The 17,289-nt window shown below is 36.1% G+C and carries 16 protein-coding genes and 1 pseudogene; 3 read left to right on the top strand and 14 right to left on the bottom strand.

All coding sequences use genetic code 11. The annotated features are described in order from the left end of the window. Window positions 1–138: 138 nt before the first annotated feature. The 5 genes from V7124_RS21910 to V7124_RS21890 all read right to left on the bottom strand — a co-directional run bounded on the left by V7124_RS21910 (window position 139) and on the right by V7124_RS21890 (window position 6,206). Window positions 139–966, bottom strand: a complete 828-nt coding sequence (locus V7124_RS21910) for a hypothetical protein (RefSeq protein ID WP_335493473.1) — start codon at window positions 964–966, stop codon at window positions 139–141. Window positions 967–1,042: 76 nt separating this feature from the next. Continuing rightward, the gene (locus V7124_RS21905) at window positions 1,043–2,515 is read right to left on the bottom strand and encodes a DUF2357 domain-containing protein (protein WP_335493471.1); all 1,473 of its coding nucleotides are present in this window, start codon (window positions 2,513–2,515) and stop codon (window positions 1,043–1,045) included. Further along, window positions 2,490–4,715 (bottom strand): McrB family protein, encoded by a 2,226-nt coding sequence (locus V7124_RS21900; protein ID WP_335493468.1) that lies wholly within the window; start codon window positions 4,713–4,715, stop codon window positions 2,490–2,492. The genes V7124_RS21905 and V7124_RS21900 overlap by 26 nt, the downstream gene beginning before the upstream one ends. 340 nt (window positions 4,716–5,055) lie before the next feature. After that, complete coding sequence (locus tag V7124_RS21895) at window positions 5,056–5,538, bottom strand: HXXEE domain-containing protein (RefSeq protein ID WP_335493464.1); 483 nt, start codon at window positions 5,536–5,538, stop codon at window positions 5,056–5,058. Window positions 5,539–5,651: 113 nt separating this feature from the next. Further along, window positions 5,652–6,206: a hypothetical protein gene (locus tag V7124_RS21890; protein ID WP_335493461.1), complete on the bottom strand. Its 555-nt coding sequence runs from the start codon at window positions 6,204–6,206 to the stop codon at window positions 5,652–5,654. A gap of 617 nt (window positions 6,207–6,823) precedes the next feature. Between V7124_RS21890 and V7124_RS21885 the strand changes: the two genes are divergently transcribed. Next, a complete protein-coding gene (locus tag V7124_RS21885; RefSeq protein ID WP_335493458.1) occupies window positions 6,824–7,288 on the top strand; it encodes a hypothetical protein in 465 nt (154 codons plus the stop codon). A 259-nt stretch (window positions 7,289–7,547) separates the two neighbouring features. On the opposite strand, the gene V7124_RS21880 is transcribed toward V7124_RS21885, so the two are convergent. From V7124_RS21880 to V7124_RS21870, 3 genes are all read right to left on the bottom strand, one after another. Next, window positions 7,548–10,262 carry a polysaccharide lyase 8 family protein gene (locus V7124_RS21880; RefSeq protein ID WP_335493455.1) on the bottom strand — a complete coding sequence of 905 codons (2,715 nt, stop codon included), beginning with the start codon at window positions 10,260–10,262 and terminating at the stop codon, window positions 7,548–7,550. 1,049 nt (window positions 10,263–11,311) lie between these two features. Continuing rightward, window positions 11,312–11,497, bottom strand: a complete 186-nt coding sequence (locus tag V7124_RS21875; RefSeq protein ID WP_335493450.1) for a hypothetical protein — start codon at window positions 11,495–11,497, stop codon at window positions 11,312–11,314. A gap of 5 nt (window positions 11,498–11,502) precedes the next feature. Beyond that, a complete protein-coding gene (locus V7124_RS21870) occupies window positions 11,503–11,745 on the bottom strand; it encodes a hypothetical protein (protein WP_335493447.1) in 243 nt (80 codons plus the stop codon). Window positions 11,746–11,858: 113 nt separating this feature from the next. Between V7124_RS21870 and V7124_RS21865 the strand changes: the two genes are divergently transcribed. Continuing rightward, window positions 11,859–12,026 (top strand): hypothetical protein, encoded by a 168-nt coding sequence (locus tag V7124_RS21865; protein ID WP_335493444.1) that lies wholly within the window; start codon window positions 11,859–11,861, stop codon window positions 12,024–12,026. 304 nt (window positions 12,027–12,330) lie between these two features. On the opposite strand, the gene V7124_RS21860 is transcribed toward V7124_RS21865, so the two are convergent. Continuing rightward, window positions 12,331–12,486 (bottom strand): hypothetical protein, encoded by a 156-nt coding sequence (locus V7124_RS21860; protein WP_335493441.1) that lies wholly within the window; start codon window positions 12,484–12,486, stop codon window positions 12,331–12,333. A gap of 91 nt (window positions 12,487–12,577) precedes the next feature. Between V7124_RS21860 and V7124_RS21855 the strand changes: the two are divergent. Then, window positions 12,578–12,700: pseudogene (locus V7124_RS21855) on the top strand (aldo/keto reductase); the annotation flags it as partial. A gap of 212 nt (window positions 12,701–12,912) precedes the next feature. On the opposite strand, the gene V7124_RS21850 reads toward V7124_RS21855, so the two are convergent. The 5 genes from V7124_RS21850 to V7124_RS21830 all read right to left on the bottom strand — a co-directional run. Then, a complete protein-coding gene (locus V7124_RS21850) occupies window positions 12,913–14,124 on the bottom strand; it encodes an MFS transporter (RefSeq protein WP_335493437.1) in 1,212 nt (403 codons plus the stop codon). Window positions 14,125–14,257: 133 nt separating this feature from the next. Then, window positions 14,258–14,593, bottom strand: a complete 336-nt coding sequence (locus V7124_RS21845; protein WP_335493434.1) for a hypothetical protein — start codon at window positions 14,591–14,593, stop codon at window positions 14,258–14,260. Between the two features lie 153 nt (window positions 14,594–14,746). Next, window positions 14,747–15,181, bottom strand: coding sequence for a YkvA family protein (locus tag V7124_RS21840; RefSeq protein WP_420490581.1), 435 nt, complete (start codon window positions 15,179–15,181; stop codon window positions 14,747–14,749). A gap of 168 nt (window positions 15,182–15,349) precedes the next feature. Further along, window positions 15,350–16,114, bottom strand: a complete 765-nt coding sequence (locus V7124_RS21835; protein ID WP_335493427.1) for a DUF4230 domain-containing protein — start codon at window positions 16,112–16,114, stop codon at window positions 15,350–15,352. A gap of 255 nt (window positions 16,115–16,369) precedes the next feature. After that, window positions 16,370–17,289, bottom strand: a 920-nt coding sequence (locus tag V7124_RS21830; protein WP_335493423.1) for a 3'-5' exonuclease, incomplete at its 5' end; no start/stop codon positions are given.

Genomic DNA, 17,289 nt, shown 5'->3' with positions numbered 1-17,289 from the left:
TGGCGTGCAAACTGACAACAGTTTTAACACGCCGTTTTCATATTAATAGAGTTTTTAGTGCGATAATTTATAGTTATTCCTTTTTTCAATTCCAACATTATATATCCAGCGACAATTGATTATCATGTTTTTTGCTATTCAGCCTTCCTTTTTAAGCAAGTTTTCTCCTCTAACACCTCTTTGATATCTTCTTTTAACAGTAGAAAAAGGTAATTCAGCTTCTTTTGCCCAAGCATTCATTGTCTTCTTTACGCCATTTATTTCAATCAGGTATTTATGCTCATATATTTTTCCTACTGGAGCTAATAAATCTTCCTCTTTGCAACCAGTATAAACTCTTCTTTGGAGCGTCTTATATGGTAATCCGCTTATTTCCGCCCATTCAGCTACAGTTTTTGTTTCACCATTAATAGTTTTATAATGATTATTCCTTTTGTTCCTCTGTTGTTCGATTTCTGTACTCCATTTACAATTAATAGGCTCGTAGTCACCATTCACATCAATCCTATCAATCGACAAGTCATTTCTGTAACCATTTTTTAGAGCCCATTCTTTAAAAACTTCAAATGATTCCATCCACTCTTTACATACTTTAATTCCTCTCCCACCATACTCTTCATAACGGTCATTATTTTTATTTGTACACCTTTGTTTAATTTGAGTCCATGTATTATATAATCTTGTTCGTCTCATTCCATGAGTTTTACTTGCTTCTTCAATTTTTAGAAAAGCGCAATTACCTGGATGATATCCATCTTCTTTGTCTTTTCTTACTAATTGTAAACCCTCATGATAACCATTTTCTTTTGCCCATTTATCAAAAGCTACAGGATCATCTTTCCATTCATCACAAATCCATATCTGACCCTTTTTATGGTGATTATCTTTATTGCTGCTATAGCACTTAACTCGCATAGATTTCCAAACACCATATATTTTCGTTCTGCTTAAACCATGTTTTAACAAAGGTTTTTCACCTCCTATGTCTCTTATACTTTATATACATTCGCAGGGCTGTAATTTGTTATAATGAGTTCTATTATTAACCCCGTAAACTCTTGATACTCTTTAGAATTTTTCCCTTTAGATACTCATCTTCAAAGCCAGGCAATACTTGAATAGCACCCAACCCATACGTTTGTTGAAAATCTTCTCGAAAGTACCTTAACCCTTCCAGCTGTTCATCTTTAGTGGGTGTTAAGATAAATACTACTCTGACTGCTCTCTTACCTGTGTCCCGATTGATAATACCATCCCGGTATTTGTGCATTTCACCGAGAGCCGTTCCGAGATTGTTTGGCACTCGATACTTAGGGTCAAAAATAATGAAATCCTTCTTCCCTTCTATTACAATATCCGGGATCATTCTTTGTGTATAGGTATGGAAGTCCTTTGAATCATATTGATAGGTTCGTTGATAATAAATGGAAAGTCCACCGGTTAAATGTATTTGACTTACTTTATTTTCAGCTAGATTTAGAAAAATCCCATCTTTTGTTGTTTTAAATAAACCGCTCGTATTAAGGACGAAACCGGACTCCCTTAGAATTTTGACGATCTTCATGTAACACCACATTTCATACAATTGAAATGTGTCCTTTAGGGAAATCGGATAATCAAACCCGATGCCTTCACGATTGTGTTTATAAAGGTTGTCAAACCAAAGGTACCAGAGGCGGTAGACTGGATGCTTCCGAAATTTTTGCGTAATGCTATAAGGGCCTTTGTTTTCGGTTATTTCTGTCAGAAACGGACTGTTTAGCCAACGTTCCACAACACCTTTATATTTGGCTGCTTTACCTGCAGCACCCTCAAACGCTAAACGCTCATATTGTCGAAGCAACCGGTATAACTCGTGCAGCTGTTGCTTTAATACTTGATTTTCGTAAAGGTTACTCGTTTCAAGGATTTTTACATTTTGCACATTACTCGGAATAACATCCCCATGGCCACTTTTGTCCAACCATTGTAATGTTAAGTGTTCAGATTGTTTTACTTTCTCTCTTTTCATCGTCATGGAAAACTTTTCTAAGTGTCGAAACGGCTGCTTTTCTATTTTTGGAAAGAGTTGTTTTAATTGAAAAAAGGACTGTTCTATATAACACCATTGAGTCCAAGAAATATCCCGATTTCTCCCAGACGCGCTCACTTGCGTCTCTAAACCGCTTAACTGAAAGCAACAATTTGCCTCCTCGAGGATTTCCACCAGCATCAGTGTAAACTGTTCTACCGTCATCTTTCGACCATCAGGATAAATATAGGTTTCATAGTTTCCACCGTTAATATATACCTTTAATTCTCCGAATTGAAACGGAGTAATGAACGCTGTATAATAACAACCTTGTTGCTGGTAAAAGGGCAGTGGAATATCCTGTATCCGGACATCCAAATAATCCCCTTTATGTCGAAGCTTATATTCTGTAGCCTCTGTTAAAAATGCATCGAGAAATGGAATCCACCCTTGCTGGATATCCCATAATTCAAGAATACTACCTCCAGAATTGAGTTGCTCCATAGTACTCCAGCTCCTCTTTCATCCTTTTTACGTGCTGAAGTGAGATCGAGTTAGGAGGTAAATTTCCTTCCATCCACTGCTCCATTTCTGTTAGCATTTCGGAAATTCGTTCATCTCCCCTGACTTTGGTTAACACTTTTTCAGAAATGACGCGGTCCATAGCATCCATCGGATCCATCTGGTGTTCTTCAGGAAGTTGATGGTTGGCATATAATTTTTGCAACATTTCCCCCATCGTCCGGTAGCCAAAATGAAGTTCAAAGCGTGATAAGGTATGGTGTAATTCTTTTAGTATCTGGAATTCTCTCGTAAGCGCTGCTTTTAGGTCCTGGTCCACACGCTCCCAGAAGGAATCAAAATCCACATCAGAAAGCGTCATGACAAATGCACGGTCAAGGACTTTATCGGAGATGGAATGTGTAGTTTCATCTACATTTATTGTTCCCAACACATACACATTGGGTGGAATCAAAAGCTTCTTTGGAATATCAATAATGGAATCGTCTTGATGCAAAGGAATTTCCTTTCGTGATTCCACTGCGCTTAAATAATCACTTAAGTAATACTCGACCCTAGCCAAGTTCATCTCATCCAATAAGATAAAATGAGGTTTTTCCCGCTCTTTTAGGGAATTCAATAGAACATTAAGAAATTCTGTTTTTACATACCGTTTTTCAAATGAACTGTAATAACCGAATAGTGCACTTGCATCGGTCCAGTCCGGTCTGACAGGGATGATTGTAAAATATGGATTCTCACTCTCAAATTCCAGTCCATATACAGCATTTGCATATAATCGGCAAAGCTGTGTCTTCCCTGTTCCCGATATCCCGCTTAACAGAACAAAATGCTTGTCATCTAATGCAGTTAGATTTAGATGTAAGTCGCGGATAATATCGTTTGAAAAGGTAAATTGACTAGCGGAAATCGTATTTATTATTTCGTTAAATGTAAAATTTGGTTCCAAGCCTTCCTCTGGATCTGTACTATTAACAACATCCGTTTCCCCTATTGGTTCCTCCGACGATAATTCCAGTTTTTTGCTGGCATGGGCAAATAAAAGAGCAGATTGAATAAAGTTTTTCTTTACACGTTCCACCCCTTCGGCAAATGACTCTGTATCATTATTGAAGGTACCGACGCAATATGAATAGCCTTTGACATCAAAATCATGCTCCCTTAACAACCGCATGGCTTCAGTCATAATGGCATGATTGTCGAGTTTGTGAGTAGCAAACACTTTGGTAATCCACCATTCCTTGGAGCTAGTTCCTATTATCTCTCTTGCACTTGTAAAAATATGATTATGACCTTCTAGCTGCACGATAATGGTTTGAAATGGGGAATTCTTATCATGATACTGGAGGTAATAAATAAACCCTTTCGTTACCAGTTGATTTCCCTCATTAATATAAAAGGCCTGGCGCTTCCCATTTGATTTTTCATTTTCTAATGCAGCAATATCAATTGAATACTCACGACCAAGTAATTTTATTTCTTTAATATTTCTTGTTGCTGCTAATTTCAAAAGAGCATCATATGCTTTTTTTGAAACATCGATTTCTTCCATATAAAAACGACGAAATGAACCTAATTCCTCCCAAGAATCATGAAGAGCTTTTAATAAGGTTTCTTCATCAATCGTTCCTTCTAACGGTAAGCTTGTCCCGATTTGAAACCAAGGTCGTTTGCGCGGCTTAATACATCCCTTCACAAACGAAACAAATTCGTCTTTTGCTAAAATGTTTTTTTCTGCCCAGCCTGTAAAAGTCGAATAATTGGCAGGAATGGCATTCAAAACGTTTTGTATTTTTTCATTCCTAACCCATGCCCAAAAAGGGATGAAATTTAACTCCATATGGATAACCATCATTTTATTCAATCCATCAAATTCGAGTGTCAAAAAATTGTATTCTTTTTCATCAACTTTACGATTGAGTTTAACGAAATATTTACGACCGATATCCGAGTCCTTTTTCTTTTCTGCATAAGTAGGATTGCGAGAGTCACTATAAGTGGTCGAAAGTGTCACGTCATAGCTTTTAACGATATACTCACTTCCAAGAGGAACACCTATCGCTTCAACAAACCGTTGGAATATCGGTTTGACCGCTGGAGATATCTCATCCAGTACTTTTCGGCATCTAATTTCTGTATTGTCTTCATTAAAAAGAGATTGATAATATGTAAGATCTAACAAACCTTCACCCACTTCTAATTTTTTATATGATGATATTTTTTTTGGAGTCTAAAAATCTTTAGGCTGATGGTCTTCCGCAATACGCCCGATTCTGGAATATTATTTTTATTGCATAGTATCGTTGTACTGCGCAGCAACTGACTCTGATATTTTTTCGTCTTTCCTATTCAACATAAGCAACCCGTTACTTTAAGTATAATTCTTCACTACTATGTTGATTACTGTATTGGGTCCTTCAACTGAAAAAAGCTTCATCAGATGTATATCGACAAGTATTTTTCTACTAACCTTCTTTATTAGTATGAAAAAGTGATTTCTTCGATTGAAAGATTACATTCGATTAATAATTTATTAAACTTCCTCCTAACATAAACAAAGGAGGTATCATAGCTAATAAAATCATTCCAATTACAACTGTTGAAATAACTATTTCTTTGAGAGTAACCAAATTTAAAGCATTTAATTTATATAGTATAACGGTGTTGATTGGTATATTTAATATTAGAGCTGTGGCTAAGCCAGGTGCGTATGTTTTCATTAATAATGTAACTATTAGATGCGGAAAAATTGCATTAAAAATCATAGATCCTAAGAAGCCAATGAATGCCCACTTTATTACATTTGATTTGGAAAAGTTTATATACAGAAAGGTCACTAAATATGCAAGTGCGGTAATAATCAACACTGCAAAATGAAATTCATTGGGTGTAACTGTTTTTTGAAAAGATGTATCGAGCTGAGACCATTTAGGTAACCATAAGGCTTCTTCTAAATTATGTAATGTAATTGCTAAGCAAAAGAATACCAGATAATATTTTTTCATATATCCCTCTTTAATTTTAGAATTGCTCTTTCAACTATTCAGCTTCGTTACTACAATTAGTAAAAGCGATACCTTTGTTCAAGTATCGCATCCCATTAGTTGAAGAAACAGTTTTAGTTAGATGTATTTAATCTAGTAAAAATAATCCTCCCTAAACCCATACAAAGTGTCATAATAACAATAGCTATGATATATCCAAGTTTCCAGCTTTCGGGACAATTGATAAGCATATAAATCATTAGACCAACTATAAATAAACCGATTATAAAAAATGGTATTCTCAATTTAGGCTTGTATTGTTGTACTAATATCATATCACTTGAAAGGAAAATGTTGCTAATCACTAAATAAGTTGCAACTTCTACCAAATGAAATAAGGCAAAAGAAAATATAAAGTAGACTAATAGAGTGTTACCAAAGTCCATTAGCAGCAAAACAATGGAAATAGGAACACCGAATATTAGATTAACTATTATTCCGCCAATGCCAACATTATAGATTTGTTTAAGACTTAGAGTTTTGGCTTTCTCTTCATCAATAGGACTTGGTGTAGAAAAAAATAAGTAAAATGGCACATGGACTTTGAAAGGATTCTCTTTGCATTTGTATTTGGCATACATTATTCCATGACCAACCTCATGGAGCCAAATTACTGAATATAATGCCATGTAGCCAATTATGAAATATATAAATATCATTTATTAGCACTCCCTATCCCCATTGTCATCTCCTAATTAAAACCATCTTTTCTATGTAACGTATTTCGACAACCACAAATAAATCCCCTTCTTTTTCCACTAACCACTCGGATCAATTCCAGAGAAGCTATGAAACAATCAATAAACTTACATATCAACTCGTGACTTTACATGGAGCCTCTACGGGCATGGATTCCCAGCCAAAAAGCCAGGATCCATGAGGGCTGGCTAGTCCAACAAGGCTATCATGCCTGCCGCTCTATATATAATGTGCACATCTAGTCCGTTAACGAATCCTAGGGTGGCTCTAAATTCTGTCCGAAGTGGCACTGAAAAATGGCAGAGATGGCATTTTTGCATGGCTATATACACTATTTTCATATAGAAAAAATCATCCCGTTTACAAGGAAATGAAAATAAATATAACTGAACATTATTATAAAAACAGGCTTCCGCCTTTTAAACTACATAGATTGCAACGCTCTTTTTGGTTAGGAAATCTTTAATGAACTAGGTATATAAATGTGTAATTTAGTAAAAGCTGATCCGGCTTAAAAGAATAGGAAATTTGAAGAGGTGCAAGGTAAATGAATGACTGGATTATCATTTCTCCGGATGGTACAACCATATCATCAAATGAAATAATAGTTGAAAACTTTCAAGTATTAGGTTTTGTTCAAGCGGACTCAGTGGTGGATGCTTTTGAAAAACTAAAAGAAGAATATCATTACTTAAAAGGCAGTGGATTTAATGAGGTTTGGATTTATCAAATAATAAGTGGAAGTCCTTATGTAACCTATTTAGGGGATGACTCGGAAGATAATGAATTGAAAGATGAACTGGTCAAAAAAATCATAAATATCCTTATAGAAAATGGCTATTATGATATTGTTTTTGATTTTCGGGATGACGACTCTTTTCACTTTGAAGGTTATTCAGATGCCTTTCAAGAAATACGAGTTGATGTTGACGGTGAAATGGTAAAAGTATATGACAGATACATTGGTGAAAAGCATTTTGTACATATGGGGAATTTCAGGTTTGCGGATTGAAGGCAAGAATAGAGTACTAAAAAACTAGCTACCTCCTGTTTATGCGGGAAAATAATCCATGGAAAAAAAGATAAGACATTTCGCAACAGAAAAGATAACCCTGATTGTTACAGGAAATGAAAAAAGACTGGATAAAAAAAGAGAAAGAAGAACGGAAAATATGATCAATAAAAAAAGGCCCTCTCTGGGCTGAACGCTCGGAAAGGGCCTTATCAATCTAATCATCTCTAAAAAAATTGAGATACAACTAGTGGTAAAATTACGATTGGGACCAATATTCAATCAATTGTTCCACCTTGATACTCAATTCATTTTTCGCCTCATTAGAAACATGATCCTGCTGAGTTTTGTTATTTATATGCTTTAAGAAGTTCTGCAGACTCTTAATCGCTTGAGTATTTTGCTGCTTATTATAATGGTTTTGTGCTTGCTTTAAGCTGGCTTTAAGTTGAACAAGCATTGCACCATCCAATTCCCCTGACTGTGCATAGCGTTCGACAAGTTGATCAACTGCGTCTATGCTTAACAGCGCTACTTTCACTCTGAACGATTTTCCTTTTGCTTCATTCACATCTACAGACAATTTAATAGAAGGGTAGGTCTGCGTTACTTTGACAGCATCATTAGCTGAAATGACAAAGGCTGCAGGGTTATGAATATCAATATTGATCGTGCCACTGTTTTCTTGCGTTGGATCTGAAACGGAGATTTCCAGTTCATTTCCGGTTTGCATCGTCATCACAGTGGCCTTTTTATCGCTAGTGAGAAAATTTTTCCCGTTTACCTGAACAGTTTTGTTACCGTCATTCCAAAAATTAGCACCAATAACATTCAGGTTCTTTTCCTTGACAGCCTGAACATCAGGTGAGTTTTCTAATACTTGAATATCTGGCTGTTTCTCATATTTAGTAACAGCATTGATTGATTTGTTCGGAAGAATCACATATTCATACGTCCCGTTAGATGGATTCTTTCCGTGGTCTTGCCATAGTGTTACGTAATTTTTCGTTATATCTGCTGAATCTGTAAATTTAGGATACTTATTGATCGTACTCCATTTGTCGGTTCTTGCTTCACGTAAACCATTGATCGTTGTTGGATTTGGAAAATAGTATCCAATATCAGAACCAGGATTGCTGCCTTGTAGATGAATCGATTTTACATTCTCCATCGTCTCAGTCCACCCTAATTCCGATGGTTTTGTACTGCCGTTAACCGTAAGCTCATTATTGCCATCTTCACTGATTTTCCTGTTTTCGATCGTTGTTTCAATTGTACGGTTGTCATTACTATTAATGCCTATCCCTAGTGCTACCACCTCATCGTCAAACATAAACCAAGATTTCTTTGCAGTTAACGTACTGTCCCAAGCATCTAATTCCATACCAGAAACTCCGTAAAGCCCGGCAATATTTGTACCCCCAACCCAATTCTTTGAGCTCAAGGTGCCTTGTCCAGAGCCATCCTCCCTGATTTGTGTATCCACAGTTGTCCCAGGAAGTCTATACGGATTTACAGTTGCCCAGAAGCCGTCGCTATATTGTGACAAATCACTGTTATACAAATAGGTTATCCCATCTCCTGTATACCAGCCCTTAAGGTTTTCATCGTTAATAGATTCATAATTATAGATACGGTTTGAAGACATGGCAATACTAAAACCGAACTCAGGACGCAGATGGACAGTACGGCCCATGCTATTAAATTGACGGTTTGTCACAAGCTCCCCTCTTGGTTTAATACTGGAGTCTTGAACAATTTGTTTCGCTAACACCACATGAAAGATAGGTGCTGACTCGTAAAAATTCAGAAATGTATCTGATTGAATCCATTCTTTTACCATACTTTTCAGTCTTCCACCATACTCTGGGGGGGCAAATTGTGAAAGGTGAACAATTGGTTCAATGGTGATATGGCCCATCACATGATCCTGCTGATTTACCCTGGCCATTTCCCGGCCGCGAATGAAGTCCATCAATCCGCCTTTATAAATTACAGGTTCAAAAGTATCAAAAATCCATTGGTACATATTGTCCAAATTCGGGTCAGTTACTTTCCACGTTGATCCGTCCAGTAAAGAAACAAAGGGAACCAAATTGGCAAGCAGAGCCTTTCCATATCCTCCGGTATAAGGATGTGAGCCATGTTGAAGGTACGAACCGTCTTCATAGAAACCATCACCGATTGTAACATTTTTAAAAATCGGACTAATGGCGTCTCTTGCTGCAGCTATTTTTGCGCCATCCTCCACGATTATACCGCGAATTCCAACGACTTTGGCAACGTACATAAGATTTGCCCCCGTCGCCTTTTTCCCATTGGCTATCGTCGGATCCGAGGTGAATTTGTTAACTGCTGTCATAAAGTTTGTTATTTCTTCCTGTGATAAATTATCATAAAGAAGCACAACTATATTATTGAGGACAAGCGGTGTCCCGATACTCCAGTCATACCAATTGGTTTTGCCAATGACCTTATTTTCGTTATATTTTTTGGAATATAGCCAGTTCAATCCATTTTTAATATCTGTCAATAATTGAGGGTTCTGATATAACTGGACTATTTCCCCATTATTCTTTTTTACAGCAGTCCCCTTCGTGGAGTAAGCCATCGCCATATCTTCCAAACGTTGAAAGGCCAGAGTCATCGGGCTGGATTTACTCTTTTCTACTGTTATCAAGCTATCGTCTAAATCTGGCCAGATATAATTGTCTGGGTCAGTTTTAACCATGGTATCCCAGAGATTATTTGCGGTATTGGCAATCATTTCAACCTTACCTGCCACATCCGGATCATCGGGCGAGAAGTCGCCCCCCACCAAATAGGACTTCCACTTTTCTCTAAGCATATCAAACTCGTCGAATGTTTCTTCTTCGGCAGAACCATATTGGACACCCAGTGGTGCAACTACAGTGGCGATAACAACCACAAAAGCTAAAATCATTGTACCCATTATCGTAGATAAATTTGTCAATTTAATCCTCCTCTTTGGTTAAAAAGTAAAACAGAAGATCATATGTAATCCATTTGATGATGTATTGAATTTTCATTTAATCCATCAAAAATTGAAAAACATTCTCCCTTATATGTGCAAACCTTTTTTCTACTCACCTCTTTCGATATAATGTAAGTGTTTTCATTTTGCTAGTTTGAATAATCTGACTCCTTTGATAATAAACTTTTACAACCATTTATCCTATGCAATATTTTAACCACCAAGGTAAAGATTTTACACACATAAAAAAAGATGACTGTCCATCTATTTTTTTCTTATTTTTCTCTCAAAAGATGGTAATCAGTTTTTTATTAAACTAGCAAAAAAGTCCAGAAGCACTAGCCTCTGGATTAAACCAACCGCATCCTATAAAGAGAAACTCCCAAACAGTAAACATCAAACCACAAAGTCAAACAATCAGCCAAGCATATGTAGAGGCACTTGTTGATGCCAAGTTAAAAGAGCATGCCACTGCATTAGAAACCACCCTGGCAGAACAAGTAAACCAACAAAAACTTCCTAGGCAGGATGAGGATTACACTTTATCAGCAAAGTAAGTTGAGTATGCGCTATCGTTGATAGACAAAGTAAAAGATGAATTTGAACTGGTGATTGAGCCATCCATGTTAACGATAAAAGACCTTAATAGATTAATTGCCTATAATCGCTAAAAAAATAAGGGTACGCTTATTAATCTTTTAAAAAAGGGTGTTCTTAAAAAGAAATAATGCAAAAAAATCCTCGACTCCAAATATGGGTTCGAGGATTTTTTTGTATTACCATATCAAATATAACTCTCATAATAAACAATCCTATAGTTTTTCAAAATTATTGCAGCGTTCATAACAGTTATTGTAGAGTTTTCTTCCACAAGCTATCAAACCTCAAATGAGTGAATTTATTCTCTTTATTGTTAAAGAGTTCGCCTTAAATCTTCAATCTCATTACGACTAAGCTTAGTAACCTTTGCAATGAGTTCAATAGATAAACCTTCTCTTAGCATTTCAAGAGCCATTTGTCTTTTCTCTTTATGAATTCCCTCTGCTATTCCTTTTTTCTCGCCAGGAATTTGGCAGCTTAAATATTTGTTCTGATTCTTGTTGATCTAATTGTTTAATCTCTTCCATAAGTTCTTCCTCCTCAATATTATTTAAGGTAAGAAATGTTTCAAAAAAGCCATTAATAAGTTCTGCTTTTGCTGAGTTTAGTTGCATTTTTACTAACAATCGCAAAAATTCTTTTTTTTACTTGGACTTTTTCTTTTTTTAGTGTATCCCATCTTACTAAGAAGTGCCGCAGCCACCGGATTATTTGTATCAACAAAAGTACGCCAATTCATTTTCTTAAATTCAAGCATCAAAAATTGAACATGAACAATAATTAGTGTTTCCAGATCCTTCAGTTTTGTTTCAATGATAATGTCAGCTCTTCGGCTCTCGCCTACAATTAAATCGGTAAACAATTCTTCAGATAGAGGTTTTAGTGATGAAAAATCAATATTTCTGTGGACTTCTGAAAAAAGGCTTCCAAAAACTCAGTGAAAAAGGTGTGGAGAAGTTGCTTAAATAATTGATCGTGGTGGATATACTGGTTGGTCGAAAAATCATAAATATCCTTAAAGACAATGGATATTTTGATATTGTTGATGATTTTAGCACCGACGACTTCTATCACTTTGAAGGTTATTCAGATGCTTTTCAAGAAATTCGAGTTGATGTTGATGGTGAGATTGTTGAAGTTTAAGACAGATACATTGGAGAAAAGTATTTTGTACATATGTGGAATTTCAAGTTTGTGGATTGAAGGCAAGAAAAGTTCACACAAAAAACTAGCTATCTCCTGCATGGGGTGCTTCAAAAAACATTATTTCCGACTAATAGATTTAGGTCCATCATCACATGCTCATGAGTTGTTAAACGACAAAGTTCCCAAAAATTCTCTAAAAAATGGGTTTCTAATGATGTAAATTGAGCAATCTTAAGGACCATTTTATGAGTTCTGTAAAGAAGCTGTGGCATTAGGGTCAGTCCCCCGGTGCGTTAAAGCTTTATTTCACCGAGGGACTGACCCCAATGTCCGTTTTGCGGTGACCGCCATATGTACCAGGTGTTTTACTCACATAAGGTCTTTTATCTGCACCCATAAGTGTATATGTTTTTTGAGGTTCATCCGTTACTGAAATATCATCTTTCCTATTCTCCATGCAATTTAGCTCCTATACTTTTATTTTGCATTCATTATACATTATTCCTTTTAATGGTTTAGTAGTTCCAAAATTCTTTACATGAAGAAGTTATCATGAATACGACAAAGCAGTTGCAACCATTCAAGAGTCTCTATACCGAGCTAACCTAGATTACTATGATCTATACCTCATTCACTGGCCAAACCCTAGCCAGGATAAATATGTAGAAGCTTGTTTTTAAGCAACCAAAATCAGTTGTTAAAAAAACAGGCATAGATAAACAAGCCTATAAAAGCAGGCTTGTTTATTTACTATAATCGCCCCTCTCAATTCTGAATTAGGCTTTTGTTAAGCTTTCCCGTGGTCGCGCCAGAAATTGGACTACCAGCTTTTATTGCACAGTATTTTTGTACTGTGCAATAAACTGTTTTGGTTAGTCGTTCTTTAATGACCAATTGTCCCTTTGACATTATTCATTTCATGCCGTTTATATTTGACCATAGATACGATACCAAGAATCGGTCCAATCGCTAAACAGGCAAAGACCCATTCCCAACCAACAAAACTCTGAATAATGGGGATTAGATTTATAGAAAATATAGTGATTAGAAAACCAATGCACATCTGAAAAGTAAGGGCTGTTCCTACATACTCAACATCTGCAACTTCTGAAACCGCGGCAGAAAACTGGGCAGAATCAGATATGACAGACATTCCCCAAATAATAGAAAGGATTAGAGTTAACCAAATAGATTGACCAAAAGTAAAACCAAACAAGATACAGCAAATAGTACTGATCAACATAGAAATAATCGTTAAGTTGGCTCTTCCAATTTTATCTGAGACTAATCCACCTACTACACAACCAATTCCCCCAGCAATTCCGATGGTAATAAAAGAGGATAATGCAATGAACCAAGGAGAAATCCCTGGAGAATAGCTTGTAAAACTAGCGGTCAAAAAGATCGGAATCCACGTCCACATCGCATACAATTCCCACATATGCCCAAAGTAACCATAGTTCGCAAGCATGACTGGTTTATTCGATACAACTTTTTTAATTAATTTGAAAGAGAAAGGTAACTTATTAGTTGTTACTGGAGCATCTTCTAAAACCCAATTGACAATGATAGCTGCCAGTAGTGCCAATATTGAACTACAAATAATCACTAATTGCCAATTAAAAGAAGAAAAAAACATCACAATAAAATGTGGCAAAGAGGACCCTAGTGTTAAGGTGGCTATTAAAATACCAATAGCCAGCCCGCGTTTTTTTGGAAACCATTGTGATAAAATTTTTACAGCAGTCGGGTATACACCAGCGAGTGATACACCAGTTAAGATCCTAAGTAGGATACCGAAAAAAGCATGATCTACTAGTATAAGTGAGACATTCAATAGTGCCCCTAGAAACGCTGAAAGTGCAAAAACCTTTCGGGGATTAAAACGATCTGCTATCCCGAAATAGGAACTCATGAATGCACCTATTACAAAACCAATGGGGACAGAAGCAGACAACCATGCTTCTGAGTTTAAGCTAAGATTCCATACTTGAATGAGTTCGGGTGCTATAACAGAAGCACTAAACCACAAGCTTAAGGCGCATAATTCAGCTAATCCAATCCATGCTAACGCTCTCCAAGACCCTCTAATCATCATATCCCCCTTTTCAATAAAACATAATATTATAACTATACTGAATATTTAAAACGATAATATTACTTATAGAAAAGGTCCGCTATAGCAACCTGCTCTATTTATATGCGTTATTTGAGTACAATAAGATCTTTTATGCTTTACCAGTTGATTTTATATTTTCAACAATGACGAGTAAAAAATATATAAAAGTGAATGTAATTGAAATGCCCAGATATAATTCGAATTTTGATAAAAACATTTCTTTTGTCCAACCAGCTTCTGGCAATAAAAATGCAGCTAATAAATTGGAGATTCCTATACCATCATTCACTTCAGGAATTAATCTCGCTGTGTAATTTTGAGCTAAAGAAACACTTGATAGAATGGCGAATGCTATCATTGGGATTACTGCTTGAGACATTTTCATTATTCTCTTTGAAATAACAACTCCCGCTATACTTCCGTACAACAATAAAATGAAAACCATAAAATCCCTCCCTAATTATTCCCTTAAAATTAGTCGATTTAATTGCTTATAAGTTCCAATTTTAGATGGTTCTTATTGACGTTAAAGTTCTTACTATAAATCCAAGAAAAAAAGTCTGTTGCCTATAACCTTGGAAACAGACTCATACGATCATTATCTACCTAGTTTATTATCAATCTCAGTTGTATCTACCATCTCGCCAAATAAATCTTTTAGTTTATTTTTGGCTTGCATTTTAATTTCATCATCCACATATAAAGCTACTTGAACTAAAGCGAATAGTACAACACTTAAATCGTCAACATATCCTACACCAACTGCTAAGTCGGGTATAAGATCTAGAGGTAAAATAAAATAACCTAAAGCCCCAACAATGGTTGCTTTAACTTTTAATGGTACATCTGGCTTTTGAAGTGTGTAATAGAGTAATAGAACGGCGTAGACTACAGAAGTTCCAGCTTTTTTAGAAAACTTTTGAACTTTAGTCCAAAACCTTTCCTCTGAAAAATGCTCTTCGTGTTGGTTTATATCTTCAGCATTCAGTTTTTCTGCTTCATCTTTTAAATCTGCAATTAATTCTTCTTCCATTTCAATTTCGTCGACTTCATCAATATGAGATGAGGATAAGTCGACTAGATCTGTTTTCTTCTTAAATAAATTTTTTAACATCCAATCACTCCAATGATTAGTAGATTAAAATACGTAGATTTCGACAACCTCTATGCCTGTCCCAAGTAATATGAGCAGGCCGTCATATTAGTTAAACGTGACATTAACCGTATAACCAATATTCTTAAAAAATCCCTTTAACACTTTTTCTGCATTTTTCTCTGCAGTATCTAGTAAACCACTAGAAATGGCTCCTTGACGAATTTTCTCTTGTGCTTCAGCGGCCAACTCAAACCCCTCATCCATTTTAATATCAGCACGGAGAAGCCCATTCTTGTCCAAGGCTTGTATTTTATCCATCTGTACGGATGGTTCCTGGATGAGCTCTGCATGAGGAAGGGTAATATCTATTTCTTTTGTTTCTTCATTAATATCCATGTCCTTCGAAGTAATCCCTTTCAAATCAACACCTGCAATAACCGTCGCAGGTACAATGAGTAGTAGTTCTCGCTTTGTTCCTGGTAGATTCTTAGCGATGTCTTTCCCGAAAATCTTATTATCCTCTACGTGTATAACCTCTTTCATATAAGCTTCAGCTGTTGCCAATGTGGCTAACTCTTGAACTTGTTCAACAAACGTAACAGACTCTTGTTTGGAGGTACTGCCCGTTAATAGCCGAAAAGTGATGCCGATTAAAAAAACAAGGATGACCAAGGCCAAAATAATCTTCAATCCACCAACTTTTAAAAAAGACTTAAATATTCCTTTCGGTGGAGATAAAGATCTTAAGTTATGACCTACCGCAATTGTTGCAGCACTTTGCTGTTGTGCTTCCTTTATTTCTATTAATTGTCTTTCTAGCTGCGCAATTTTTTCGTCTTTTTCTTCTATCATTTCTCTATTTGTATTCATTTTTTTCACCTTTCATTTTTAGCTTTACAATGCTTATCCTACTAATCCACTAATCTAGTATGTGAGAAATTAGTTAAATAATAGCACCACATATAGATATTTTATACTAAAAAAATAATAATGTGCGAAATGAGTAAATTTAGTACCAGACCCTTTAATCTGATGCTCATAGAGCATTGGGATTACTGGATTGATCGAACAAAAATAGGGAATTTGAAAGAGTCTATATTCAATCATAGGCTCTTTCGATTACTCTTAATTAACTTTTTCAATACCAGGTTTTTTCTGTTTTCTCTCTACCATTATTCTGTCTAGGTAGGCAGTAAATTCAGATTCCCCAGAATAAGAAAGACATAAGTATTCTTTTGCTCTGGTCATTCCTATGTATAAGAGTGAAACTTCCCTCTCCTTATTTTCCTCAAGTGGAAACGGCATGGAATCCACATTGATAAAGACGGCTCTGAAATCTAATCCTTTACTGCTATCAATGGTACTGATTTTAACTTTACCATCATCTTTTGCATACGAGCGCTTTGAGACGTCGTTCTCCGTGATCCAATAGTAAGGTAATCCTTCATCCCTCAAATTACGCTTGATAATATCAATTATAGGATATTTATGAGTCCGTTTAACACGGTAAAGAATTAAGATGTCCTCTAGCGGGACTTTTTTCTCCATATGTAATTTCTTTATGGAGCGAGCAACAATTCTCATTTCCTCAAAAAAAGTATCCGCCTTTACGATACCAGGCTCTGGGCCTCTACGCTTCGTGCTCTGTGGTGCTATAATCTCACCTTCTAGTTCACGATTGACCACTTTATTTTTAAACATCGAATGCTTGCGGTAAAATTCCCAAGCAAACTTTACAATTTGTTGAGTGTTGCGATAATTGATGGACAGAACCTTTGATCTTCCTTGAAAATTTAAGCCCGTATCCTGCACATAGGAACGCTTCCGCTGATAAATAGTTTGAGCGCGGTCCTCTACTAATAATAGAGACTGTGTATCTGCATTAATCAGTAAACTAACTAATCGGAGCCATTCAGCTTCAAAGTCTTGCCCTTCATCAATCAAAACGGCGTCATATGTAGGTAGAATCGCTTCATTTCTTTCTAGTTTTTCTATGATATCTGGTAGTTGCTGCTCCCTTATTCTTAAATCATTCTTTAACCAGG

The organism is Neobacillus niacini (genome assembly GCF_036961885.1).
Taxonomy (GTDB): domain Bacteria; phylum Bacillota; class Bacilli; order Bacillales; family Cytobacillaceae; genus Neobacillus; species Neobacillus niacini_H.
The sequence above is the reverse complement of the archived record's forward strand: the minus strand, read 5'-3'. Positions and strand labels throughout refer to the sequence as shown.

Excerpts from the sequence above, each read along its gene's own strand:
- V7124_RS21890 (WP_335493461.1), bottom strand. The coding sequence starts at position 6,206 with ATGGCATTATATTCAGTAATTTGGCTCCATGAGGTTGGTCATGGAATA.
- V7124_RS21885 (WP_335493458.1), top strand. The coding sequence starts at position 6,824 with ATGAATGACTGGATTATCATTTCTCCGGATGGTACAACCATATCATCA.
- V7124_RS21850 (WP_335493437.1), bottom strand. The coding sequence starts at position 14,124 with ATGATTAGAGGGTCTTGGAGAGCGTTAGCATGGATTGGATTAGCTGAA.
- V7124_RS21835 (WP_335493427.1), bottom strand. The coding sequence starts at position 16,114 with ATGAATACAAATAGAGAAATGATAGAAGAAAAAGACGAAAAAATTGCG.
- V7124_RS21895 (WP_335493464.1), bottom strand. The coding sequence starts at position 5,538 with ATGAAAAAATATTATCTGGTATTCTTTTGCTTAGCAATTACATTACAT.
- V7124_RS21875 (WP_335493450.1), bottom strand. The coding sequence starts at position 11,497 with ATGCAACTAAACTCAGCAAAAGCAGAACTTATTAATGGCTTTTTTGAA.
- V7124_RS21905 (WP_335493471.1), bottom strand. The coding sequence starts at position 2,515 with ATGGAGCAACTCAATTCTGGAGGTAGTATTCTTGAATTATGGGATATC.
- V7124_RS21860 (WP_335493441.1), bottom strand. The coding sequence starts at position 12,486 with ATGGAGAATAGGAAAGATGATATTTCAGTAACGGATGAACCTCAAAAA.
- V7124_RS21840 (WP_420490581.1), bottom strand. The coding sequence starts at position 15,181 with ATGGAAGAAGAATTAATTGCAGATTTAAAAGATGAAGCAGAAAAACTG.
- V7124_RS21845 (WP_335493434.1), bottom strand. The coding sequence starts at position 14,593 with ATGGTTTTCATTTTATTGTTGTACGGAAGTATAGCGGGAGTTGTTATT.